This is a genomic window from Aminobacter sp. UC22_36, assembly GCF_044056035.1.
Classification (GTDB): domain Bacteria; phylum Pseudomonadota; class Alphaproteobacteria; order Rhizobiales; family Rhizobiaceae; genus Aminobacter.
The window spans coordinates 3,440,882-3,464,007 of record NZ_CP171996.1; the positions used below are offsets into that span (position 1 = coordinate 3,440,882).

The 23,126-nt window shown below is 62.2% G+C and carries 19 protein-coding genes, 1 tRNA gene and 1 pseudogene; 12 read left to right on the top strand and 9 right to left on the bottom strand.

What is annotated here, in order from left to right; genetic code table 11:
- Positions 1–143: 143 nt before the first annotated feature.
- Complete coding sequence (parC, locus tag ACHMW7_RS20345) at positions 144–2,450, bottom strand: DNA topoisomerase IV subunit A (protein WP_395447310.1); 2,307 nt, start codon at positions 2,448–2,450, stop codon at positions 144–146.
- A gap of 265 nt (positions 2,451–2,715) precedes the next feature.
- Here parC and ACHMW7_RS20350 point away from each other — a divergent pair, with 265 nt between their 5' ends.
- The gene (locus ACHMW7_RS20350; protein WP_395447311.1) at positions 2,716–3,909 is read left to right on the top strand and encodes a hypothetical protein; all 1,194 of its coding nucleotides are present in this window, start codon (positions 2,716–2,718) and stop codon (positions 3,907–3,909) included.
- 88 nt (positions 3,910–3,997) lie between these two features.
- Here ACHMW7_RS20350 and aspS read toward each other — a convergent pair whose 3' ends face one another.
- Together aspS and ACHMW7_RS20360 are read right to left on the bottom strand one after the other, a co-directional pair.
- Positions 3,998–5,788 carry an aspartate--tRNA ligase gene (gene aspS, locus ACHMW7_RS20355; RefSeq protein WP_395447312.1) on the bottom strand — a complete coding sequence of 597 codons (1,791 nt, stop codon included), beginning with the start codon at positions 5,786–5,788 and terminating at the stop codon, positions 3,998–4,000.
- Between the two features lie 136 nt (positions 5,789–5,924).
- Positions 5,925–6,341 carry a GNAT family N-acetyltransferase gene (locus tag ACHMW7_RS20360; RefSeq protein ID WP_395447313.1) on the bottom strand — a complete coding sequence of 139 codons (417 nt, stop codon included), beginning with the start codon at positions 6,339–6,341 and terminating at the stop codon, positions 5,925–5,927.
- Positions 6,342–6,511: 170 nt separating this feature from the next.
- Between ACHMW7_RS20360 and ACHMW7_RS20365 the strand changes: the two genes are divergently transcribed.
- Positions 6,512–7,756, top strand: a complete 1,245-nt coding sequence (locus ACHMW7_RS20365; RefSeq protein WP_395447314.1) for an MFS transporter — start codon at positions 6,512–6,514, stop codon at positions 7,754–7,756.
- An 84-nt stretch (positions 7,757–7,840) separates the two neighbouring features.
- On the top strand, positions 7,841–8,998 hold the full coding sequence (gene rnd, locus ACHMW7_RS20370; RefSeq protein WP_395447315.1) for a ribonuclease D: 1,158 nt from the start codon (positions 7,841–7,843) through the stop codon (positions 8,996–8,998).
- A gap of 19 nt (positions 8,999–9,017) precedes the next feature.
- Here rnd and ACHMW7_RS20375 read toward each other — a convergent pair whose 3' ends face one another.
- Positions 9,018–9,437, bottom strand: coding sequence for an MAPEG family protein (locus tag ACHMW7_RS20375; protein ID WP_395447316.1), 420 nt, complete (start codon positions 9,435–9,437; stop codon positions 9,018–9,020).
- Between the two features lie 125 nt (positions 9,438–9,562).
- Between ACHMW7_RS20375 and ACHMW7_RS20380 the strand changes: the two genes are divergently transcribed.
- On the top strand, positions 9,563–10,672 hold the full coding sequence (locus ACHMW7_RS20380) for a hypothetical protein (protein WP_395447317.1): 1,110 nt from the start codon (positions 9,563–9,565) through the stop codon (positions 10,670–10,672).
- 5 nt (positions 10,673–10,677) lie between these two features.
- On the opposite strand, the gene ACHMW7_RS20385 is transcribed toward ACHMW7_RS20380, so the two are convergent.
- Together ACHMW7_RS20385 and guaB are read right to left on the bottom strand one after the other, a co-directional pair.
- Positions 10,678–11,247, bottom strand: a complete 570-nt coding sequence (locus ACHMW7_RS20385) for a hypothetical protein (RefSeq protein ID WP_395447318.1) — start codon at positions 11,245–11,247, stop codon at positions 10,678–10,680.
- Between the two features lie 11 nt (positions 11,248–11,258).
- On the bottom strand, positions 11,259–12,761 hold the full coding sequence (gene guaB, locus ACHMW7_RS20390) for an IMP dehydrogenase (protein ID WP_395447319.1): 1,503 nt from the start codon (positions 12,759–12,761) through the stop codon (positions 11,259–11,261).
- Here guaB and ACHMW7_RS20395 point away from each other — a divergent pair.
- From ACHMW7_RS20395 to ACHMW7_RS20410, 4 genes are all read left to right on the top strand, one after another.
- A complete protein-coding gene (locus tag ACHMW7_RS20395) occupies positions 12,748–12,996 on the top strand; it encodes a hypothetical protein (protein WP_395447320.1) in 249 nt (82 codons plus the stop codon). The genes guaB and ACHMW7_RS20395 overlap by 14 nt on opposite strands.
- A complete protein-coding gene (locus ACHMW7_RS20400) occupies positions 12,993–14,087 on the top strand; it encodes a YjgN family protein (RefSeq protein ID WP_395447321.1) in 1,095 nt (364 codons plus the stop codon). Before ACHMW7_RS20395 ends, ACHMW7_RS20400 begins: the two co-directional genes overlap by 4 nt.
- Positions 14,077–15,144: a M48 family metallopeptidase gene (locus ACHMW7_RS20405; RefSeq protein WP_395447322.1), complete on the top strand. Its 1,068-nt coding sequence runs from the start codon at positions 14,077–14,079 to the stop codon at positions 15,142–15,144. Before ACHMW7_RS20400 ends, ACHMW7_RS20405 begins: the two co-directional genes overlap by 11 nt.
- A 105-nt stretch (positions 15,145–15,249) precedes the next feature.
- Positions 15,250–16,659 (top strand): MFS transporter, encoded by a 1,410-nt coding sequence (locus ACHMW7_RS20410; protein WP_395447323.1) that lies wholly within the window; start codon positions 15,250–15,252, stop codon positions 16,657–16,659.
- Here ACHMW7_RS20410 and ACHMW7_RS20415 read toward each other — a convergent pair.
- Together ACHMW7_RS20415 and ACHMW7_RS20420 are read right to left on the bottom strand one after the other, a co-directional pair.
- The gene (locus tag ACHMW7_RS20415; protein ID WP_395447324.1) at positions 16,654–17,376 is read right to left on the bottom strand and encodes an RlmE family RNA methyltransferase; all 723 of its coding nucleotides are present in this window, start codon (positions 17,374–17,376) and stop codon (positions 16,654–16,656) included. The genes ACHMW7_RS20410 and ACHMW7_RS20415 overlap by 6 nt on opposite strands.
- A pseudogene (locus tag ACHMW7_RS20420) lies at positions 17,373–18,783 on the bottom strand (Ppx/GppA phosphatase family protein). The gene ACHMW7_RS20415 and the pseudogene ACHMW7_RS20420 overlap by 4 nt, the downstream one beginning before the upstream one ends.
- 235 nt (positions 18,784–19,018) lie before the next feature.
- Between ACHMW7_RS20420 and ACHMW7_RS20425 the strand changes: the two are divergent.
- From ACHMW7_RS20425 to ACHMW7_RS20435, 3 genes are all read left to right on the top strand, one after another.
- The gene (locus ACHMW7_RS20425) at positions 19,019–19,963 is read left to right on the top strand and encodes a YbhN family protein (RefSeq protein ID WP_395447325.1); all 945 of its coding nucleotides are present in this window, start codon (positions 19,019–19,021) and stop codon (positions 19,961–19,963) included.
- Between the two features lie 116 nt (positions 19,964–20,079).
- Positions 20,080–20,153, top strand: a tRNA-Gln gene (locus ACHMW7_RS20430).
- A gap of 532 nt (positions 20,154–20,685) precedes the next feature.
- The gene (locus tag ACHMW7_RS20435; RefSeq protein WP_395447326.1) at positions 20,686–20,883 is read left to right on the top strand and encodes a hypothetical protein; all 198 of its coding nucleotides are present in this window, start codon (positions 20,686–20,688) and stop codon (positions 20,881–20,883) included.
- Positions 20,884–21,045: 162 nt separating this feature from the next.
- On the opposite strand, the gene recQ is transcribed toward ACHMW7_RS20435, so the two are convergent.
- Positions 21,046–22,845 (bottom strand): DNA helicase RecQ, encoded by a 1,800-nt coding sequence (gene recQ, locus ACHMW7_RS20440; RefSeq protein ID WP_395447327.1) that lies wholly within the window; start codon positions 22,843–22,845, stop codon positions 21,046–21,048.
- On the opposite strand from recQ, the gene ACHMW7_RS20445 reads away from it, so the two are divergent.
- The gene (locus ACHMW7_RS20445; protein WP_395447328.1) at positions 22,835–23,125 is read left to right on the top strand and encodes a hypothetical protein; all 291 of its coding nucleotides are present in this window, start codon (positions 22,835–22,837) and stop codon (positions 23,123–23,125) included. The two genes, recQ and ACHMW7_RS20445, sit on opposite strands and share 11 nt — an antisense overlap.
- Position 23,126: the final 1 nt, after the last annotated feature.

A 23,126-nucleotide genomic window follows, 5' to 3' on the forward strand; every position in this document is an offset into this window, starting at 1 on the left:
CCTGGATCTCCTCGGCCCCGAAATGGACCCGTGTTAACGCCCCGGCGCTGACTTCAACGCCGATGCGGAGATCATAGAGCCTAATGCGGTGCCGCGCACCAAAACTTTGCCGCGCTGCACTCGCTCAATGGCTCGTCACGTCCCTAGCCAAAACGGCCGGTGCGCGGGAAACCCTTGGGAACCATGCGCCCCGCCGTGGCGCGCGTGCCGATCCACTCGATCAGCTCCTCGCGCGACCTGGTGAAGGTGCGTTCCGCCGAATCGAGCCAGCTAAGCCCGCTCTCCATGGTGAAGGTCTTCACGTCGAGCACGCCGCCGTCCTTGTATTTCTGCAGCCTGACACCCTTGCCGCGTGTCATTTCAGGGATCTGCTCAAGCGGGAAGACCAGCATCTTGCGATTCTCGCCGACGATGGCGAGATGGTCGCCCTGCAGCGGGATGCAGCGCTTGGCTTCATCAGGCGCCTTGACGTTCATCACCTGCTTGCCCTTGCGGGTGTTGGCCGCAACCTCTTCTTCGACAACAGTGAAGCCGTTGCCCTCATGGGAGACCAAAAGCAGCTTGCGCTTGGGCTCATGGACAAAGACGGTGACGATGTCCTGATCGTTGTCCATGTCGACGATGATGCGGATCGGCTCGCCATGGCCGCGGCCGCCGGGCAGGCGGTCGGCACCGATGGTGTAGAACTTGCCGCCAGTAGTGAAGACCAGGATCTTGTCTGTGGTCTGGGCATGGAAAGCGAGCTTGAGGCTGTCGCCTTCCTTGAAGGTGAGCAGCGAATAATCGGCGAGATGCCCCTTCATCGCCCGCAGCCAGCCCTTTTCCGAGACGACGACCGTTACCGGCTCCTTCTCGATCATGGCATGTGCGATATCGGTCAGGTCGTGGTCGGGCGCTTCGGCAAAGACAGTTCGGCGGCGGCCAAGCTTGGTGTCGGGACCATAGTGTTTGCGAACCTCGCTCACTTCCCACTTGATCGTCGCCCACTGCTTGGCATCTGAAGCCAGCAGCGATTCGATCTGCTTCTTCTCGGTGCTGAGTGCATCGAACTCCTTGCGGATTTCGAACTCTTCAAGCTTGCGCAGCGCCCGCAGGCGCATGTTCAGGATGGCTTCAGCCTGATTGTCGGTCAGGCCCCAACGCGCCATCATTGTGCGCTTGGGCTCATCCTCCTCGCGGATGATGCGGATCACCTCGTCGATGTTGAGATAGGCGATCAGGTAACCGCCGAGGATCTCAAGGCGCTTTTCGATCTCGCCGAGACGGAACTTGGAGCGGCGAACAAGCACCTCGCGGCGGTGGTCGAGCCATTCGCGCAGCACGCTCTTGAGCGACAGCACGTTCGGCACCTTGCCGCGCGACAAGACGTTCATGTTGAGCGGGAAACGGCTTTCAAGCTCGGTGAGCTTGAACAGCGATTCCATCAACAAGCCCGGGTCGACAGTGCGGCTCTTGGGCACCAGGACGACGCGGATGTCTTCGGCCGACTCGTCGCGGATGTCTTCGAGCAGCGGCAGCTTGCGCGCCATCAAAAGCTCGGCGATCTTTTCGATCAATCGCGACTTCTGCACGCCATAGGGAATCTCGGTGACAACGAGGTTCCAGGTGCCCCTGCCCTGGTCTTCCTGCTGCCACATGGCGCGCATGCGGAAGCCGCCACGCCCTGTCTCGTAGGCGTTGACGATCGAAGCCCAGTCGTCGTCGATGCTGCCGCCAGTCGGCAAATCGGGGCCGCGCACCTTGCAACCGAGACGCAGCTCGGGATCGTCCTTGATGCGCTCCCACTCGCCCGGCGAGGTCATCAGGTCGGTGACGGAAGCATCGGGATTGTCGATGAGATAGAGGGCGGCGCTGCACAGCTCGGCTGCATTGTGCGGCGGTATCGACGTCGCCATGCCGACGGCGATACCTGACGAACCGTTGGCCAGCAGATTGGGAAACGCGCCCGGCAGGACGACAGGCTCCTCGTCTTCCTCGTTGTAGGTCGGCCGGTAGTCGACAGCGTCTTCGGTGATGCCTTCGAGCAGTGAGACCGAAACCTCGGTCATCCGCGCTTCGGTGTAACGCATGGCGGCAGCGCTATCGCCGTCGATGTTGCCGAAGTTGCCCTGGCCGTCGACAAGGGGGTAACGAACCGAAAAGTCCTGCGCCAAGCGCACCAGCGCGTCATAGATCGACTGGTCGCCATGCGGGTGGAACTTGCCCATGACCTCGCCGACGATGCGGGCGCATTTGGCAAAACCCTGATCCGGATTGAGCCTGAGCAGCCGCATGGCGTGCATGATTCGGCGATGGACCGGTTTCAGTCCGTCGCGTACGTCGGGCAGTGCCCGGTGCATGATGGTCGACAGCGCATAGGCCAGATAGCGCTCTTCGAGCGCCTTCTTCAGATCGACCGGTTCAATATTGTCGCCGCTACCGTTTCCGGGCGGCAAAAGCCCTTTTCCCATGGGTTTGGACTAGCTGAACGGACGATTCGCGACAAGGGCATTCGGCGAATGCAAGAGCGTTGTGGCGACGCATGCGAACAATTTCGCCACAGCTTGGCAGCAGCAGCGATCGGAACAAACCCTTCACCATTCTTGCGTGTGGTGCGAAGCAGCAATTGCCTTTTCGCGCGAATTGCGGCCATTGTGGCGACAATGCCTTTTTCCAGTCCAGTTCCTGACGGACAGGAAAGGCGTGACCGAATCCTCACAGCCTCAGGGAACTATGATGACGCAACACCGCTCTGCATTCAGCAAGCTCGCCCTCTCGACCATTCTCTTCACGCTTCCGCTCAATGCAGCATTGGCCCAGGACGCCACCGCAGTCGCTGAACGACTCAAGTCCGTGCTGGCGGCCCAGAACCTGACGCTCGGCTGGACCAGCGTGACGGGCGACGCGTCCAACGCCGTGCTCGAAGGGACGAGCATCGCGATGGCTGGCGAAGGCAAGCCGCTTTCGATCGGCAAGGTCACGCTCAGCGGCATCACCGAAGAGAATCGCGGGTTCAAGATCGAGACCCTCACCACCGAACCCTACAGCGTTACCGAGGGAACCGCGAAAATCGACGTCAGCCCGCTGACCATCGGCAACGTGACGCTGCCGGCCGCTGATTCAACCGACTTGCTGGCGTCTTTCCTGATGTACGAGACCGCAAACCTCGACAATGTCAGCGTCAAGATTGGCGACAAGCAAGCCTTCCAGATGACCAACTTCGCGGCTGAAGTGACCCCTCCGGCCGACGGCAACGCCATGGAGTTCACCGGTTCGGCGGAAAAATTCACCGCTGACCTGACCTTGGTCGAAGACCCTCAGTCGAAGGCTGCGATCGAAGCGCTCGGCTATCAGAACATATCCGGCGACTTCCAGATGGAAGGCACCTGGCAGCCGACCGACGGCCGCATGGCCCTGTCGAGCTACGATGTCACCGTCGACAACGCCGGCACATTGGGCATGACCTTCGACCTCGGCGGCTACACCGTCGACTTCCTCAAGTCGGTGCAGGACCTGCAGAAGAAGATGACCGCCCAGCCGGAAGGCACTGATAACTCGGCCCAGGGCCTCGCCATGCTCGGCCTGATGCAGCAACTCACCTTCCACGGCGCGACTGTTCGCTTCGACGACGATTCGGTGACCAACAAGGTGCTCGAATTCCTCGCCAAGCAGCAGAACATGACCGCGAAGGACATCGCCAACCAGGCCAAGGCGATCGTGCCATTCCTGATGATGGAGCTGAACAATCCCGAACTGGCGACCCAGGTGACCTCGGCGGTCACCGCCTATCTCGACAACCCCAAGTCGATCGAGATCGCTGCCAAGCCGGCCTCGCCGGTACCGTTTGCGCTGCTCGCCGCAAGCGGTATGTCGAACCCCAAGGACCTGCCCAAGACGCTCGGCCTGACGGTAACCGCCAACCAGGATTGATCCTGGTTGCTACGGCCTGAAACGAAAAAGCCCGGCAGCGATGCCGGGCTTTTTTTGTCGAGTCGAAAGAATCGCTTGCGCGGACTTCCTAAGCTTCTTTCTTGGCCACCGCGACGCGCAGCGACAGCTCGCGCAACTGTTGGGGCGTTGCTTCCGAAGGAGCGTTCATCAACAGGTCCTGCGCCTGCTGGTTCATCGGGAACAGCGTCACTTCGCGCAGGTTCTTGGCACCGACAAGCAGCATGATGACGCGGTCGACACCGGCAGCCATGCCACCATGCGGCGGCGCGCCATACTGGAAGGCGCGATAAAGGCCACCGAACTGCTCTTCGACCTCTTCGCGCGACTTGCCGGTCAGCTCGAACGCCTTGACCATCAGCTCAGGCAACTGGTTGCGGATCGAACCGGAGGCGATTTCGAAGCCATTGCAGACCATGTCGTATTGATAGGCCTTGATGGTCAGCGGGTCCTGGTTGTTCAGCGCATCGAGGCCGCCCTGCGGCATCGAGAACGGGTTGTGGGCGAAGTCGATCTTCTTTTCTTCTTCCAGCCATTCGTAGAACGGGAAGTCGATGATCCAGCACAGCTCGAAACGCTCGCGGTCGACGAGGTTGAGTTCCTCGCCAGCGCGGGTGCGGGCAGCGCCGGCAAACGATACGAACTTCTTGGGATCGCCGGCGACGAAGAACGCGGCATCGCCATCCGACAGGCCAAGCTGCTGGCGGATCGCTTCGGTACGTTCTTCGCCGATGTTCTTGGCGATGGGACCAGCGCCTTCGAGCTTGTCGCCCTCCTTGCGCCAGAAGATATAGCCGAGGCCAGGCTGGCCCTCGCCCTGCGCCCAGGAGTTCATGCGATCGCAGAACGCGCGTGAACCGCCAGTCTTGGCCGGGATCGCCCAGACTTCGACCTTCGGGTTGGCGGCGATCATGCCGGCGAACACCTTGAAGCCCGAACCGTCGAAATGCTCGGTGACAGGCTGGATCTCGATCGGGTTGCGCAGGTCCGGCTTGTCGGTGCCATAGGTGCGCAGCGCCGTATCATAAGGAATGCGGCGGAACTGCTGGGTGACCGGCTTGCCGTCGGCAAACTTCTCGAACACACCGCGCATCACCGGCTCCATCGTGTTCCAGACGTCTTCCTGGGTCACAAAGCTCATTTCGAGGTCGAGCTGGTAGAATTCGCCTGGCAGGCGGTCGGCGCGCGGATCTTCGTCGCGGAAGCAAGGCGCGATCTGGAAATAGCGGTCAAAGCCGGCGACCATCAACAGCTGCTTGTACTGCTGCGGCGCCTGCGGCAGCGCAAAGAACTTGCCAGGATGGATGCGGGACGGCACCAGGAAGTCGCGGGCGCCTTCGGGCGACGACGCCGTCAGGATCGGTGTCGAATATTCGGTAAAGCCCTCGCCCGTCATACGGCTGCGCATTTCGGCGATGATCTTGGTGCGGGCGACGATGTTCTTGTGCAGCGTCTCGCGGCGCAGGTCGAGGAAGCGATACTTGAGGCGGATGTCTTCCGGATACTCCGGCTCGCCAAACACCGGCAGCGGCAATTCCTTGGACTGCGACAAAACCTCGATCTCGCCGGCGAAAACCTCGATCTCGCCGGTCGGCAGGTTGCCGTTGACCGACTCGGCCATGCGCGCCTTGACCTCGCCGTCGACGCGGATGACCCACTCGCCGCGCACGGTCTCGGCGACCTTGAAGGCAGGGGAATCGGGATCGGCGACGATCTGGGTCAGGCCGTAGTGATCGCGCATGTCGATGAACAGCAGGCCGCCGTGATCTCGCACGCGATGCACCCAGCCGGACAGGCGAACGGCTGAGCCGACGTCGGATTTCCTCAATTGAGCGCAGGTGTGGCTGCGGTATCGGTGCATGGCAATTATTCCGGTTCGGGCTGTTGTCATATGGCGCCGGAGCGTCCGATGCGCCCGGGCCGAAATTTGGCGCGAAAAGCGCATGGGTACCCGGTTTTGTCAAGGTAAAGCCACTCCTGGCCGCTTGCCAGGCGAGCTAAAAGCGCTTCTTCAGCCATACCCTGGAGTGCCCGGCCGGATAATCGTCGATGCGGCCGAACTCCTCATATCCCAACCGCTTGTAATAGTCCGGGGCCTGGAAGGTGTACGAATCGAGATGCAGCCCGATGCAGCCACGCTGCTTTGCCGTTTCCTCGGCCTGCCCGAGCAGCCGCTTGCCAAGTCCTTCGCCGCGATATGCACTGCTGACCCAGAGCCACTCGACAAACAGCCATGAATATTCCGACGAGCCCTTGAGACCGCCTGCGACCGCGCCATCGTCATTGCGGGCAACGATCCAGAGATCCTGGTCGTTGTGGGGGCCGCCCGCCTCGTAGTTGTAGCCGTTCAGCCCGTCGCCGATGAACCTGGCCGTCTCGTCGTCAATACGGGTGCTGACGGTCAGTGTCGTCATCGCGGCCTCTTTGGTCCCTGGCAGTCCAGCCTGTTGCCGGATGGCGCGCACGCTAACCGCCTCTGCGGCGGCGACGTTGGCGCAGTCGACGGAATATGTCGCACCAGTGGCTGTCTGGCGTTGACCGAACGGGCTAACTATAGCCAGCTCACCTTTTATCGCGTTGTCGAATGTCCTCCATACGTCCCCTCATCCCACTTCTGGTCACCGCGGGCATCCTGCTTGGCGGCAATGGTCTGCAAAGCACCCTGATTGCGCTGCGCGGCGCACAGGAGGGCTTTCCGGCGTCGACCATCGGCTTGATGGGTACGGCCTATTTCATGGGCTTCCTGCTCGGCTGCATCTTCATCACCCGCATCATGAAGGCCGTCGGCCACGTTCGCGCCTTCGCCGCACTCGCCGCCATCGCCGCCTCGGCAACGCTTACGCTGGTGCTGGTCATCGATCCGGTGATGTGGTCGGTGATCCGCTTTGCCACCGGCTTCTGCTTCGCCGGGCTGTTCACCGTGATGGAGAGCTGGCTCAACTCAGGCGTCTCCAACCATGACCGCGCCCGCATCCTGGCGATCTACCGCATCATCGACATCGGCTCGGTGACCGGCGCGCAGTTCATGATCCCGGTCTTCGGCGCGGGCGGCTTCACGATCTTCGCCATCATGTCGATCATGATCACCCTGTCGCTGGTGCCGGTCTCACTCGGCGACCGCTCCAATCCAACCCCACCCGAGGACGTCAAGCTCGATCTCAAGCGCGCCTGGCAGATCTCGCCGCTCGGCAGCATCGGCTGCATCTTCGTGGGCATCACCAACAGCGCCTTTCGCACGCTGAGCCCGATCTATGCCGAGCAGATCGGCCTGTCGGTCACCGACGTCGTCACCTTCGTCAGCGTCGGCATCATCGGCGGTGCCCTCATCCAATACCCGCTCGGCTACATGTCCGATCTTTGGGACCGCCGGATGGTGCTGCTCGTCACCACGATCGGCGCCATGGCCTCGGCGCTGATGCTTGTGTTCCTCGCCGGCAATTCGCCACTGACCAATTTCGTATTCGTCTTCATCTTCGGCTCGTTTGCCATGCCGCTCTATTCACTGTCGGCAGCGCACGCCAACGACCGTGCCGAAAAGGGCGAATTCGTGCTGATCAACGCCGCCTTGATGCTGTTTTACTCGGTCGGCGCCATCGCCGGACCGTTCGTAGCCTCGATCGTGATGGAGCAATACGGTCCGCATGCGCTGTTCAGCTTCAGCGCAGCTGTCTACCTGGTGTTCGTGGCGGTCATTATCTACCGCATGGGATCGCGCTCACCGGTACCGGCCGGCCACCGCGGCCGCTTCATCGCCTTGCTGCGGACGTCTCCCATCTTTTCCCGCCTCGCCGGCCGAAATGGCCCGCCGAACGGGCGGGACGACGCCTAGACATGCCGTTCGGGCGTGCAGGTGCTTGACGAAAGGGCGCTCGACTGAAATGGAAAGATAACGCGTTCTGATAAAAGCAATATTATGCATGTAATAACGACCCAGGACGAACTCGAAACCGTCATTGCCGCTCTCGAAAAATCCAACTTCGTCACGGTAGACACCGAGTTCATTCGCGAAACCACTTTCTGGCCCGAGCTCTGCCTGATTCAGATGGCAGCACCCGGCGTTTCCGCGTTGGTCGATCCTCTCGCACCGGGCCTCGACCTCAAGCCATTCTTTGCGCTGATGGCCAACGAGGCGGTGACCAAGGTGTTCCATGCCGCCCGGCAGGACATCGAAATCGTTTTCCACCTTGGCGGGCTGATCCCGCATCCGGTGTTCGACACCCAGGTCGCGGCGATGGTCTGCGGCTTTGGCGACAGCGTCTCTTACGAACAGATCGTCCAGAAGATCACCGGCGGGCGCATCGACAAGTCGTCGCGCTTCACCGACTGGCGCCACCGGCCGCTGTCGGAAAAGCAGCTCGACTACGCACTGGCCGATGTCACCCACCTGATCGACGTCTACAACCATCTCGTCACCGAGCTCGAGCGCGAAAACCGCGCCCACTGGCTCAACGAAGAGATGGAGGTGCTGACCTCGCGCGAGACCTATGATCCGCATCCCGAAGACGCTTGGAAGCGGCTCAAGATGCGCCTGCGCAAGCCGCAGGAACTGGCCATCGTCCAGGCGGTCGCCGCCTGGCGCGAGCGCGAAGCGCGCGAACGCAACGTGCCGCGTGGACGCGTGCTCAAGGACGACGCGATCTACGAGGTCGCCCAGCAGGCGCCCCGCGATGCCACAGCCCTGTCGCGGCTGCGCACCACGCCCAAAGGTTGGGAGCGATCGTCATCGGCGACCGCGCTGCTGGCTGTCGTCAATGCGGCGCTCGACATGCCGCGCGAGCAGATGCCCAAGCTGCCCAAGACATTCCAGCCGCCTGAAGGCTCGAGTGCTGCCGCCGAATTGCTGAAGGTGCTTTTGCGCCTGGTTTCGGAAAAGGAAGGCGTCGCCCCCAAGGTGCTCGCCTCCGGTGACGACATCGACCGCATCGCCGCTGAAGGCGAAGCCGCCGACGTCCCTGCCCTTCAGGGCTGGCGCCGCTCGGTGTTCGGCGAAGCGGCTCTGAAACTCGTGCGCGGCGAACTCGCCATCCGCTTCGACAAGCGCAAGATCGCGGTGTTCGAAGTCGAGGCCTGAACGGCCTGATCGGCGCGGCTCAGACCGCGCCGGCAAGATGCAGCGCAAACCAGATCCACAGCAGTGCCAGCAGCAGCGCGCCTGAAATAAAGGCCCTGCTGCGATACTTGACCCTGTTGTGGGTCAGGTGAAACCAGGCATGCGCATAGCGCGTGGCGACGAACAGCCACGCCAGCACGAGCGCGACGTAAGAAACGCCTGATGTCACATAGAGCGACAAGCACACGGCGTAGAACAGCACCGGCAGTTCGAACTGGTTGATGATGTTGTTGGCCGCGGTGACGCTCGATTCGGGCTCGGTGGCGCGCGTCTTGAACTGATTGACACGTGCTTCGCCCGAGCGAACTGCATGCCTGCGCCGGGCGGAAAGTACGGCATAGACGATGTAGACCAGCAGGACCTGCGCAAGCATGGGCCAGAAAATGACGGATTGATTCATAAGCATAACCTCACGAACGAACAATATTTTGCAAATTTGATATCCACTGCACTCTATTCTGCTTAATGGAGAATTTACGGATCCTGGTCGACACTGAGACGAAGCTGTATTGTGGTCGACCGTACATGATGCTCCCTGCAACCGCCAATCGCTACCAGCCGGCCCTGGCCGTCATTCAGGCCGGTACATTCGCGCGCGAACGTGCAATGCGCGAGGATGCGCAAGCCGTGAGCGGAGGCATGCGACCGCTCGGCAGCACGGCGCAAGCCGCGCCGGCTCCCCCGAAAGACATGCAGGCGATCAACGAGTATTATTTCGGCGTCAGCCTGACGCCGATGGAAGCCATGTTTGCCATGATCGAGAAGGCCGTCGGCTATCTCAACGACAAGATGAGCGTCGGGAGCGATGGCGACCCGAAATCCGTCGAAACTGGCAACAAATGGCGCGACAACGCTCTGATCAAGAACGCCGGTGTCGGCTCGGCAGATGACTTCCGGATTCCGAATCCAGGCGAGAATGGCGTCAGCTTCCGCTCTGTTGCCAAGATGATTCTGGACCGGTTCAAGTCGGAATTCTTGTCGGGCGACAGCGACCTTCGAAAGCTGCTGGAAGACACCGTCGGTTTCCGCCTCAACGGCATGAGCATCGCCGACCTCTTCACTGCAATAGCAGAGCCAGAGAGCGACGCAGCAAAGCGCGTTTACGAAACGATTTCGGAGGGGCTTGCCGGACAAGCCGGCAGCAAGGCCTCGCAGCGACTGGAAATGGCTGCCTTGGGGCCCCTGTCCGCCGAGGAAACGCTAGCAGCGCAGAAGAATTCGTCGATCGACGTCGTCGACGAAGAAACGATAGCCGAAGACCAGGAAGCGGTCAGAAACGCCAAAGCCCAGGAGAAGCTCGAGGAAGCGTCAGAGGCTCCCGAAAAGCTCCGTGAGGCATTGGAAGAAGTCCTGGCTGTCAGTGGGACGCGCAATGCGGACAGCACCCAGGTCGCCCTTGCCATGGTGCAGGCGCTGAGCGGTCGGAGCGAAGTTCCGCCGACCATCTCGCCTGCGCCTTCGGATGACAGCGAGGCTGTAGAACCGAATGTTGACGGCACCATCGCTGCCAAGGACCGTGCGACGATGGCCTCCGACGCGCACACCAATGAGCTTCGCGGCCTCCTCGCTCACTATCTTGAATTCATCGACAGGTCGGACTTCGACAAGAAGCAGAAATTCCCGACACGGTCTTGAACTGATCAGCCTTTCAAGCGGTTTCCGTCATCTCGTGGAATCGACTGCTTTCGCACCGCTGCCAGTACAAAGGCCGCAATGACGATAAACGGTACCGCCAGCAGCGCGAACTTGGTCACGATCAAAGCCGAGGCCAGCGCCATCGACCTGGCGCCAGCTGCGGGCGGGTCGGACAGGATGCGCGCGACGACGATGTTCTGGGCATAGTCGGCAATCGTGTAGGGCAGCACCAGGGTAAGCGCGACCACCGAGCGCATCGTCTCCGCCATGGCTGCGAAGCGCGGCAACCGATCGCCGGTTTTCAGGATCAGGCTGACCAGCGTCGCCGACAGCAATACCGGAAAGATCAGGTCGAAGGTCAGGTAGTGCCAGACGAGAATGGTCTCGGCACCGCGACGCCCCAGCGCGGCGATCCAGGCAAAACCCTCGCTCTCGGAGAACCCCTGGAAACGCAGATCGAGCGACGGCAAGCCACCACTCAGGCTGCGAAAATAGAAGAACTCCAGCGCTGTCATGGCGGCGAAGACCGCCGCCGTGACAAAGCTCAATGCGGCCGCGTGACGCCGCAGCCGCATGATCATTGATCTCACATGCCGCCGGGGTAGTTCGGGCTTTCGCGTGTGATCGTCACGTCATGGGCGTGGCTCTCGCGCAGCCCGGCATTGGAGATACGCACGAAAGTGGCGCGCTCGCGGAAGTCCGCAAGATTGCGACCGCCGACATAACCCATCGCCGCCTTGAGGCCGCCGGCGAGCTGGTGCAAGACGCCGCCAACTGCCCCCTTGTAGGGCACCTGGCCCTCGATACCTTCGGGCACCAGCTTGAGCGTGTCGCGAACCTCGGCCTGGAAGTAACGATCGGCCGAGCCGCGTGCCATCGCGCCGACCGAGCCCATGCCGCGATAGGCTTTGAACGATCGGCCCTGGTGCAGATAGACCTCGCCCGGGCTTTCCTCGGTGCCGGCCAGCAGCGAACCGATCATCGCAGCACCCGCGCCAGCAGCAAGCGCCTTGGCCAGATCGCCCGAATATTTGATGCCGCCGTCGGCCACGACTGTAACGCCGGACTTATGGGCCGCCTCTACCGCCGACATGATGGCCGAAAGCTGCGGCACGCCGACGCCGGCGACGATGCGCGTGGTGCAGATCGAGCCCGGTCCGATGCCAACCTTGACGGCATCGGCGCCGGCATCGATCAGCGCCTGGGCACCGTCGGCTGTCGCGACATTGCCGGCCATGATGCGGACCGAGTTGGAAATCTTCTTGGCGCGCGCCACAGCATCGAGGACGCGCTGCGAATGGCCGTGCGCCGTGTCGATGACCAGCAGGTCGACGCCAGCGTCGATCAGGCGCTCGGCGCGCTCGAAGCCGTCATCGCCGACGCTGGTGGCCGCTGCTGCCCGCAGGCGCCCTTGCGCGTCCTTCGAAGCGTTCGGGTTGAGCTGCGACTTCTCCATGTCCTTGACGGTGATGAGGCCGACGCAATTGCCGTGCTTGTCGACGACGAGCAGCTTTTCGATGCGGTGCTGGTGCAGCAGGCGCTTGGCCTCGTCCTGCTCGACCGTCTCCTTGACGGTGATCAGGTTCTCGCGCGTCATCAGTTCATAGACCTTCTGCGCCGGGTCGGAGGCAAAACGCACGTCGCGGTTGGTCAGGATGCCAACGAGGCGACCGGTCTTCTGGCCGCCCGTGCCGCCATTCTCGACGACCGGAATGCCTGAAATGCCGTGCGTGCGCATCAAGGTGAGTGCGTCGGCGAGCGTGGCGTCCGGGCCGATGGTGACAGGATTGACCACCATGCCCGATTCGAACTTCTTGACCTGTCGCACCTGCTCGGCCTGTTCGGCCGGGGTGAAGTTGCGATGGATGACGCCGATGCCGCCGGCCTGGGCCATGGCGATGGCCAGGCGAGCTTCCGTCACCGTGTCCATGGCCGCCGAAATGATCGGCACGTTGAGGTCGATATCGCCGGCAATGCGCGTGCTGATATCGGTCTCGCCGGGCATGACCTCGGAGTGGCCGGGCTGCAGCAGCACGTCGTCAAAGGTCAGCGCCAGAGCGCCAGTGGAGGATTCAATGATTTTTGCCATGGCCAACCTCGGAATGCGTGAAAGGACGCTGGAACCATTGGTATGCAGCGCCGACTCGTCTTTTCCCTTTCAGGATTGGCGCTGGCTGGTACCACGTCTTCGGAGCGATGAAAAGCGCGTGATGAAGGCCAATCGACGCAGCAGTGGGCGGCGAGGCTTGCGCCGACTCATTTTCTCGGCAAGGTGCAGCAAAGGTGAGATGCAGCCGGAAATTGCAGGGGCAAAAGCACGATGAACGACATGTCGGGAGCGCAGCCGCAGACCACGCCAAACTTTGCGATGCGGCGCGAGCCCTTCACCTTTACCGGTACGACCCGCGAATATTTCGGCATCTGGATCGTCAACGTGCTTTTGACCATCCTGACGCTTGGCATCTACTCGGCCTGGGCCAAGGTTCGCCGCCAGCGTTACTTCTACGGCAACACGCATCTTGCCGGTGCCCGCTTCGACTACCACGCGCTGCCATGGCGCATCCTTGTCGGGCGCATCATCGTGCTGACGTTGATCGTCAGCTACAATCTGACGCTGCAATTCCTGCCTCTGCTGGGCCTGTTCATTTTCATCGCCCTGATGTTTGCCATCCCCTGGTTCATCATGCGCGGCCTGCGCTTCAACGCACGCGTAACCAGCTACCGCAATGTCCGTTTCGACTTCACCGGCGGCTACTGGGGTGCGTTCCTCGCCTATATCGTCGGCGGTATGCTGATCTATGGCTCGTTGGGCCTGCTCGCGCCACTGGCCTCGCGCTGGATCTGGAACTACATGCTGGGCAACCTGCGCTATGGCGGTCGGCCGATCAATTGCGACCCGCGACTCGACAGGCTCTATGGCCAATGGTGGCTGCCGGCCTTTGTGTTTGTCGGTGGCACCGTGCTTGCCGGAGCACTCGCGTTCGGCCTGATTGCACTGCTGCAATTCACGCTATCGGACCCCACCAGCGGCTGGTCGATCGGCGTGGTGATGATCATCGTCTACGCAGCAATGATTCCGCTGTTTTTTGTGTTCATGCTGTCTTCGCTGCTTTACCGCGCCGGCGCGCGAAACGTAGCCTTGAATGAAACCGTCATCGACGGCCGGCACATGCTGGCCTCATCGATCGGTCGCCGACGCTTTGCCTGGATATCGATCAGCAATCTTTTCGCCACGATCCTGACGCTTGGCCTCGCCCGGCCCTGGGCCGCGATACGCATTGCCAAATACATGGCCCTTGTGACCGCACTCGACACCACCGGCTCGCTCGATGACTATGTCAGCACCTTGCGCGACGAGGGCGCCGCAGTCGGCTCCGAGTTCCTCGACGTGGAAGGCTTCGATCTTGGCTTCTGAGCCGGTTCCTATCACGGGCTTGTGGCGCAAGTCAGGGGAAGCCCGCGCGAGCGCAGCACAGTTGGCAATCGCCGCTGACGGAACGACCACCGTCAGCGACCAGAGCGGCACGCCACATGCATCATCCCCCTTTTCAGTGCTCAAAATTTCGGACCGGGTCGGCTCGATCCCGCGCCACATCACGTTTCCCGAAGGAGGGAGCTTCGAAACAAGCGACAATGACGGCGTAGATGCGCTCATCGCACCGCACTCGCCCAGGCGCTTTGGCCTGATCCATGAGTTGGAGCGCTTCCATCCTCGCCTGCTGGTGTTTGTCGCTGTTGCTATCATCCTGTGCGCGGCGCTGTACCGCTATGCCGTCCCTGTCCTGGTCGAAGTGGCTGTTGCAGTCACACCGCCGGCTGTGACTGCGCTGATGAGCAAAAGCGCGCTGGCCTCGCTCGACCAGGCGATCTTCGAACCGAGCAAACTCGGCACCGAGCGCCAGAAGGTGCTGAGCGACGGTTTCGCCGGTCTCATTGCGTTGACGCCGCAGGCAAAATCCGGGCATCCGGCCTATACGCTCAACTTCCGCGCCGGCGGAGCAATCGGCCCCAACGCCTTTGCCTTGCCGGACGGAACTGTCGTTTTGACCGACGAACTCGTCGAGCTTGCCGGCAAGGACGACGAGATGATCCTGGGCGTGCTCGGCCACGAGATCGGCCATGTCGATCACGAACACAGCCTCAGGCAGCTCTATCGCGCCGCCGGCGTGACCGCGCTGATCATGCTGATCGGCGGAGACATCGGCTCCGGTACCGAGGACCTGTTGATCCAGGGCTCGGCGCTGATGACGCTGTCTTATTCGCGCGGCGCCGAAGCCGAAGCCGACCGCTTCAGCGTCGAGCTGATGCACAAGGCCGGACGGGACCCGGCGGCCATCGCCCGCTTCTTCGAACTCCTGCGCGACAAGCTCGGAGACAGTGAAGAAACCGATTTCCTGTCGACACACCCGGCGACACCGGAACGCATCGCCGAGACCTTGCGTTACGCCCGCGAGGTCAGCGGTTCGAATTGACTGGCCTTGAGAGCGGCAGGTCCTGGCAGCGGACAGGCTGGTGCATTCATGTTAACGGTCGAAAACGGCTGAGCCAGCGGCCGCGACTTCATGCCGGACGCTTCCGTGAATAGAACCACCCCGCTGATCCTTGCCGTCGCCCTGTTCATGGAAAACATGGACTCGACCGTCATCGCCACCTCCTTGCCGGCGATCGCCACCGACATCGGCACAAGCCCTATCGCGCTCAAGCTGGCGTTGACGGCCTATCTGGTTTCGCTTGCCATCTTCATCCCGATCAGCGCCTGGATGGCCGACCGGTACGGTGCCAAGCTGGTCTTCCGCGTCGCCATCGGCGTGTTCATGCTGGGATCGGTCGCCTGCGCCATATCAGGCTCGCTTGGCGAGTTCGTGCTGGCGCGGTTCCTGCAAGGCATGGGCGGATCGATGATGACGCCGGTGGCGCGCCTTGTGCTGGTGCGCACGACCGAGAAGAGCGGCCTTGTCGCTGCGATGGCGACGCTGACCATACCGGCGCTCGTTGGTCCGCTGATCGGCCCGCCGGTCGGCGGCTTCATCACCACCTTCTTTGCCTGGCACTGGATCTTCCTGATCAACATTCCGATCGGCGCAATCGGCATCTGGCTGTCGGGACGTTTCCTGCCGGAGATCCCACCCGAGCCAACGCGCCCGATGGATGTGGCCGGCTTCTTCCTGTCGGCGATTGCAGCGTCTGGCGTGGTTTTCGGCCTGTCGGTGGTCAGCCTGCCGGCCTTGCCGCCGGCCGTCGGCGCCGTCACGATCGCCATCGGTGTTTTCGCCGGCCTGCTCTATATCAGGCACGCGCGCAGCGCCCCCTACCCGCTGCTTGAACTGAAGCTGTTCGCCAATCCGGTCTTCCGCACCGCCATTCTCGGCGGCTCGCTGTTTCGTGTCGGCGTCGGCGCTGCCCCATTCCTGTTGCCACTGCTGTTCCAGCTCGGCTTCGGCCTGTCGCCGTTCCAATCGGGCATGATTACCTTCGCCACCGCGGCCGGCGCGCTGTCGATGAAATTCGTCGCGCCGAAAATCCTCAGAACCGTCGGCTTTCGTTCCGTGCTGATGATTGCATCGCTGGTGTCGGCCGGCCTGATGGCGGCCAATGCGCTGTTCACACCGCAGACGCCCTATCTGGTGATCCTCGCTGTACTGTTCCTGGCAGGGTTCCTGCGCTCGCTGTTCTTCACGTCGTCGAATGCGCTGGTGTTCGCCGACATCGAGGCGGCACAAAGCGGCCAGGCCACGGCTATCTCGGCGGTCGCGCAGCAAACTTCTGTGGCACTGGGCGTGGCCGTCGGCGGCGGGGCGCTGGAAATCTGGTCGCTGGCAACCGGCCAGGCGATCGGCGGCGCGGGCTTCACCTTCGCCTTCCTGACGGTTGGCATGATCGCACTGTTTCCGACCTTCATGTATGCGCGCATGGCACCGGATGCCGGCAAGACCATCTCAGGTCATCGCCTGCCGCAGAACACGGCTGACGAACCGCAACAGCTATGAGGCTTCGGGCTCGCTCTTACCCTTGAAGTCCTTGGCGAGCAGATAGAGCTCAGCCGATTCGTCACGCGACGCCGGCGGCTTGACGTGATGGACAGTGCGGAAGTTCTTCTTGAGCAGGTTCAAGAGATCGGCTTCGGTGCCACCCTGGAACGTCTTGGCCAGGAAATGACCGCCGGGCTTCAGCACCGAAATGGCAAAATCGGCAGCGACCTCGCACAGATGCATGGTGCGGATATGGTCGGTGCGGCGATGCCCTGTCGTCGGCGCAGCCATATCGGACAGCACCAGATCGGGCGCGCCGCCAAGTGCCTCGGACAAGCGGGCCGGCGCGTCATCGTCGAGGAAATCCATCAGCAGGACCGGAGCGCCGGGAACCGCATCCATTTCGAGATAATCGATGCCAACGACATGCGGATTTTCCGCCGTCGAATTGGTGCGGGCGGCCGCCACCTGGCACCAGCCGCCAGGAGCCGCACCCAGATCGATGATCTTCATGCCCGGCTTGAGCAGGTGGTGCTTGTCGTCGATCTCGATCAGCTTGTAGGCCGCGCGCGAGCGGTAGCCGTCGGCCTTGGAACGCTGGACGTAAGGATCGTTCATGTGACGCTCGAGCCAGCGGCGCGACGATTCCTTGAGCCCGTGTTTCTTCTTGATCTTGGTTCGCAGCACGCGCGTGGCGCCCGCCGCAACTCCCGGCTTTGTCGGTTTCTTGGTCATGTACGCTGTCCGTTCCGCCAGTTGCGGCGCCACACGCCGTCGTCGGCCATCAATTCGCTCAAAATGCCCTCGCGCAAGCCCCTGTCGGCAACGCGCAGCCGTTCCGACGGCCAGACCGCGCGGATGGCTTCCAGGATGGCGCAGCCCGCCAGAACGAGGTCGGCCCGGTCGGCGCCGATGCAGGGGTTTGCCACACGCTGGTGGAAATCCCAACCAAGCACCTTTTCGACCATGCGGTCGACGCTGGTGCCGTCCATCCACAAACCGTCGACGCGGCGGCGGTCGTAGCGATCGAGCTCGAGGTGCACCCCGGCAAGCGTCGTCACGGTGCCCGACGTTCCCAAAAGATGGAATTTCGGGCTCGCAACGATATGGGCGAGCCGGTCGCGCCCGTCAAATGAACGCAGGCGGGCAGCGACATCCTCGACCATGGCTGCAAAGATCTCGCGCGTCACCGTGCGGCCGCCGAAACGCTCGGCGAGCGAAACCACCCCGACAGGAAGCGACGTCCACGAAACGAGTATGATTCGCCAGGCGCGGCGAGCGGTGACGGGAGACGTCGATCAGCGCGATCTCCGATGAGCCGCCGCCAATGTCGAACAACACCACACCATCGGTATCGCGCTCGACCAGCGAACCGCAGCCGGAAACGGCCAGCCGCGCCTCGGTCTGTCGGTCGATGATCTCGAGCTTCAACCCCGCCTCACGCTCGACGCGGTCGATGAATTCGGCGCCATTTGCCGCCGTGCGGCAGGCTTCGGTGGCGATCAGCCGTGCCTTCTTGATCTTGCGATTGCGCAGCTTGTCGCTGCAGACCTTGAGCGCCTCGACAGCGCGGTCCATTGCCGGCTGGCTGAGCCGCCCCGAGGCCGACAGCCCCTCGCCCAACCGCACGATGCGCGAGAAGGCATCGATGACCCGGAACTGGCCAGGCCGTCCGGGCACTGCCACCAATAGCCGGCAATTGTTGGTGCCAAGATCGAGTGCCGCAAAGACCGGCAATTCCGACATCGGCACGCGACGCGGCTGATCGGACTGCTCCGGGCTTGGTGCCGGTTGCGCCGGCGGCGTGTTTGGCTTGAGCAGCGCCTGCTGGCTGGCCACTTCAGCCTGTCCATCGCCAACCGCGGGCGGCACACCATCGCGCGCAAAAACCTTGCGGCCGCGACGACGCTTGCGCCTTTTCCTGGTCTTTGCCTTGTGTTGCGCAGCGTCCCCTTGGCCGTGACCGTTGACCGGTCGCGCGGCGGCCTGACGGCCCTTTTGAGATCGACCTGCGCCATGACGCGCCAGCCCATCCCCGGAGACACCCGCATCCGACGCGTCAGCGCCGGGCTCGCGGTCCTTCACCTTGCAACTTCCTTCTGGCGCCGCGCGAACCTTTCGGACGCTGCACGCGCATCTCATCTTGTGTTGGCGCCAGACTATCAGTGTGGGAGCGGATCACCAAGGCCGCGGGTGTCGAATTTTGGCCCTCATGTCCCTCTGCTTGACCACTTCCCTATCGAAAACCGCGGCTCGGGTTGAATAGCCGGCTTCGATGGGGCAAAGCTGAAAAACGAACCGGACATGCGAGCGGACGCATAGCCACAAAGCGAGGCATTGAAACGCCAGACCGAAAGGAGCGGGCAAGCGCTGCCGCATGAGAATCAAGGACTACATCTGGCCCGTCATCGGGCTTGGCGCCGTCGCCGTATCTGCCTGGCTGCTCTATCACGAGTGGCGTGAAATCTCCCTCGATGATGTCTGGAGCGGCCTCACCGCCATCCCGCTGCACGGTTGGCTGCTGTCGGCCCTGAGCTCGATCGTCGCCTACGCAGCACTTGCCGGCTACGACCACATCGCCCTTCTGCATCTGGGCAAACGGGTGTCGTGGTTTTTCGTCACCGCCTGCTCCTTCACCACCTATGCCTTGTCGCACAATATCGGCGGCTCGGTGTTTTCGGGCGCCGTCATCCGCTACCGCGCTTACGCCACCAAGGGGCTGAGCGGCCAGGATGTCGGAGTTCTGGTCGGCATCTGCTGGTTCACCTTCGTGCTGTCGAGCGTGTTCGTCGGCGCCGTGGTGATTCTGCTCGAACCGGGCCTGCTCGACCGCTACACCGAAGGCAGCCACGAAGGCTGGTGGATCGCGCTCGGCATCGCCATGCTGCTGTCGGTTGCGGCCTATGTCTTCGGCAGCTGGCTGCATCTCAAGCCGCTCGCCATCCGCAGCTTCCGCTTGCATTACCCGGCACTGCCGATCGTCGCGCGCCAGTTGATCATTGGCCCGCTGGAGATTCTGGCGGCGGCGGCGATCATCTATTTCGCCCTGCCCGCCGAAAACAACCCGGGCTACCTGATCGTGCTCGGCATCTTCCTGTTTTCCTTCGCCGTGGCGCAGGCTTCGCATGCGCCGGGTGGCCTTGGCGTGCTCGAAGTGGTCTTTCTCACCGGCCTGCCGGAAATGGACCCAGCCACGGTACTGGCGGCCTTGCTGGTTTTTCGCCTGTTTTATCTCATCATTCCGCTCATTCTCGGCATCATCGCCGTGCTTGCCTTCGAGCATTCGCAGTTCGGACGCGACGACAAGCAAGACGCGGCCTGAAAACCGCATTTGCATGGCCGAACGGGGTTGACTATTTCCCGGCGGTGGCTACAAGGCGCGCACCGGCGGCGTTGTCGATGACTGCGTCGCGGCCGAACTCAAAATCGGCCCCCTGCTGGGGAATAGGTTAACGGTAGACCCACGGACTCTGACTCCGTTAGTCCTGGTTCGAATCCAGGTTCCCCAGCCATTTCCTTCAATAAGTCAGCCACTTAGGAAACGCTGGCGAAAGCCAAGCGTTACAACCGATGTGCCACATGGGCATTTGCGTCCCGTTGCGTCATTCCTCCCGCTCGAAACTAGGCATCCATCCCCCAATGGTTTCTATGTGCAATTCAAGTGCTATGAAATGGGCAGCCCGAACTCACAGCTGCTAGTCACCGGCCGTCTACCCAATTTCGACTGCCTCCGCGGCGTCGTTATGGCAGCCGCGGATTCTGGCTTGTTGATCAATGTCGATCAAAGCTCGCCCCTCGTCGCGGGCGGCGGCAAGCTGATGGAATCTCAACGCTTCCCCGCACTTGTTTTCAAGAACAGCGCCGCAGCACTAACCGACGATTGATGAAAGCATTCGAGCGGGCTTACTCACCCCAACGATGACGTCTCTTCAGGTCAACGGCTTGGTGCCTACGGGTCAGGTTCCGCTTGATGGGCAGAAGATATTGCATCAAATCCTGAAAGGATTCACAATACCGTGATGTCTATTTGTTCGAGAGGAAGTGATGGCGAAAAAGATCGTAATCGGCGCCGCTTTCAGCTTGCTGCTGACTTGGGTATTCTGGCGACTTACCGGCGTCCTGCCTCTCGGGCGCACCGGCGATAACATCGCATTCGCTGTGAGCCCTATCCTTGCAATCATCATTTCCGTGTTGCTCGTTCGCTCTGAGCTGATGACGAGTAACCAAACAGATGAAGATTAGGTCTGATCTCGACGATGAGCTTGTCCTTGTCGGTTTCAATAACAAAGTCCGGGCTCGTATGACGACCCAGCCGCGTATTCGATCCGCAACTGGCCGATGCCCCGCTTCATCCACTGAAGCACGCCTGTCGTTCGCCAGAGGAGCATGTGCCCCTTCCCATTGTCACACGTGTTCGGCGATCACCTGGAGGAAGGCGGGGCCGTAGCGGTCGAGCTTGGCTTCGCCGACACCGGGTACGTTTGCCATCTCGGTGCGCGAGGCGGGTCGCGCCGCTGCCAGCTCGATCAGGGTCTTGTCGTGGAAAATGACATAGGGCGGCACATTCTGTGCGCGCGCTATGTCCGTACGTTTCCGCCGCAGCGCCTGGAACAGGTCCTGGTCCGCGTCAGCAACGGCAGACTGCGCCGCGCTGCGTGCGACCTTGCCGCGTCTGGCGCGCGCCGGCGCCGGCACGCGCAGCATCAACACAGGCTTGTCGCGCAGGAAGTCGCGGCCAGCGGGCGCAATCGCCAGGCCGCCATGGCCGGCGAGGTCGACGTCGACGAGGCGCAGCGCGATCAGCTGGCGCAGGATCGCCCGCCATGTGCGGTTGTCGTGCTCGGTGCCGATACCGAAGGTGGAGATGCGGTCATGGCCAAACTGAGCGATGCGCTCGTTTTCCACGCCCAAAAGCACGTCGACGACATAGGCTTGCCCGAAACGCTCGCCAGTGCGGTAGATGCATGACAGCGCTTTTTGCGCCGCAATGGCGCCGTCGAACAATTTTGGCGGCTCCGCGCAGGTGTCGCAATTGCCGCACGGTTCGCACTCGTCGCCGAAATAGGACAAGAGAACCTGCCGGCGGCAGCTTGCCGTCTCGGCCAGCCCGAGCAGCGCATCGAGTTTCTGCCGCTCCATGCGCTTGCGCTGGTCGGGTGCCTCCGACTCCTCGATGAAGCGGCTGCGTAGCGCGATATCGTCATAGCCGTAGAGCATCAGCGTATCGGATGGCAGGCCGTCGCGCCCGGCGCGACCGGTCTCCTGATAATAGGCCTCGATGCTGCCCGGCAGGTCGATATGGGCGACGAAGCGCACATCCGGCTTGTCGATGCCCATGCCGAAGGCGACGGTGGCGACCATGATGACCGCCTCGCCATGCTGGAAGCGCATCTGGTTGGCCTCGCGCGCCGCCTTGTCCATGCCGGCGTGATAAGCGAGCGCATCGTAGCCGAGCCCCTTTAGCCAGGCGGCGGTTTCCTCGGTCCGGCGTTTCGACAGGCAGTAGACGATGCCGCTCTCGCCCTCGTAGCGCTTGAGGAACTCCTTGAGCTGGGCGCGCGGGTTGTCCTTTTCCTCGATGGCGTAGCGGATGTTGGGGCGGTCGAAGCCGGCGATGAAGGCATCAGTCTCGGCGATTTCGAGATGCGACAGGATTTCCGCGCGCGTCGGCTCATCAGCGGTTGCCGTCAGTGCCATGCGCGGGGTGCCGGCAAAGCGCGAAACGATCGCGTCGAGCTGGCGATAGGACGGACGGAAATCGTGCCCCCACTGCGACAGGCAATGCGCCTCGTCGATGGCGATCAGCGACAGCTTCACGCTCTCCAGCAGCTCCAGCACATCAGGCCGCAGCAGAGTTTCGGGTGAGACATAGAGCAGGTCGAGCGCACCGGAACGGATATCGCGCCAGAGCGCGCGGCGGTCGTCGGGCGACAGGTCGGAGTTCAGCCCGGCCGCCCGCACCCCTGCTTGCCTGAGCGCTGTCACCTGATCGGCCATCAGCGCCAGCAGCGGCGAGACGACGAGTCCCATGCCGGGACGGACGATCGCGGGAATCTGGTAGCAGAGCGACTTGCCGCCGCCCGTCGGCATCAGCACGAAGGCATTGTTGCCTGATATGACATGCTCGACGATGTGCGCCTGCGGTCCCCTGAACGCATCATAACCATAAACGGTCTTGAGGATTTCAAGGGCGGTGGCGGTCATCGGTGGCAACACGGAGAATCATCTTGACCTCGTTCATAGCAGCTTCATCGTGATAGCGATCATCGACGAGCCTTTTTGTCCGTCTCCCATCTCACCGAACTTCTCGTTGGACTCCTGGACATCTGTGAGCGCAGACATCTGTGACGCGCACGGCATCGTACAGATCGCCGATCTCGACGGCCTCAGCCACAATGAAGCCGAGTGGTCGAGCAAAGAGCAGTGCCACGCTGGAGCTCAGACGCTGCTTAACGCAGCGCTTAGCCTGGCCAACACCTTGTAGC

Bases quoted from the DNA above. Each gene is read 5' to 3' on its own strand.
- ACHMW7_RS20360 (WP_395447313.1), bottom strand. From the start codon at position 6,341: ATGACGACACTGACCGTCAGCACCCGTATTGACGACGAGACGGCCAGG.
- ACHMW7_RS20415 (WP_395447324.1), bottom strand. From the start codon at position 17,376: ATGACCAAGAAACCGACAAAGCCGGGAGTTGCGGCGGGCGCCACGCGC.
- ACHMW7_RS20380 (WP_395447317.1), top strand. From the start codon at position 9,563: ATGATGCTCCCTGCAACCGCCAATCGCTACCAGCCGGCCCTGGCCGTC.
- recQ (WP_395447327.1), bottom strand. From the start codon at position 22,845: ATGACCGCCACCGCCCTTGAAATCCTCAAGACCGTTTATGGTTATGAT.
- guaB (WP_395447319.1), bottom strand. From the start codon at position 12,761: ATGGCAAAAATCATTGAATCCTCCACTGGCGCTCTGGCGCTGACCTTT.
- ACHMW7_RS20375 (WP_395447316.1), bottom strand. From the start codon at position 9,437: ATGAATCAATCCGTCATTTTCTGGCCCATGCTTGCGCAGGTCCTGCTG.
- ACHMW7_RS20365 (WP_395447314.1), top strand. From the start codon at position 6,512: ATGTCCTCCATACGTCCCCTCATCCCACTTCTGGTCACCGCGGGCATC.
- rnd (WP_395447315.1), top strand. From the start codon at position 7,841: ATGCATGTAATAACGACCCAGGACGAACTCGAAACCGTCATTGCCGCT.
- ACHMW7_RS20350 (WP_395447311.1), top strand. From the start codon at position 2,716: ATGACGCAACACCGCTCTGCATTCAGCAAGCTCGCCCTCTCGACCATT.
- ACHMW7_RS20425 (WP_395447325.1), top strand. From the start codon at position 19,019: ATGAGAATCAAGGACTACATCTGGCCCGTCATCGGGCTTGGCGCCGTC.
- ACHMW7_RS20400 (WP_395447321.1), top strand. From the start codon at position 12,993: ATGAACGACATGTCGGGAGCGCAGCCGCAGACCACGCCAAACTTTGCG.
- ACHMW7_RS20385 (WP_395447318.1), bottom strand. From the start codon at position 11,247: ATGCGGCTGCGGCGTCACGCGGCCGCATTGAGCTTTGTCACGGCGGCG.
- ACHMW7_RS20435 (WP_395447326.1), top strand. From the start codon at position 20,686: ATGGCGAAAAAGATCGTAATCGGCGCCGCTTTCAGCTTGCTGCTGACT.
- parC (WP_395447310.1), bottom strand. From the start codon at position 2,450: ATGGGAAAAGGGCTTTTGCCGCCCGGAAACGGTAGCGGCGACAATATT.
- ACHMW7_RS20395 (WP_395447320.1), top strand. From the start codon at position 12,748: ATGATTTTTGCCATGGCCAACCTCGGAATGCGTGAAAGGACGCTGGAA.
- aspS (WP_395447312.1), bottom strand. From the start codon at position 5,788: ATGCACCGATACCGCAGCCACACCTGCGCTCAATTGAGGAAATCCGAC.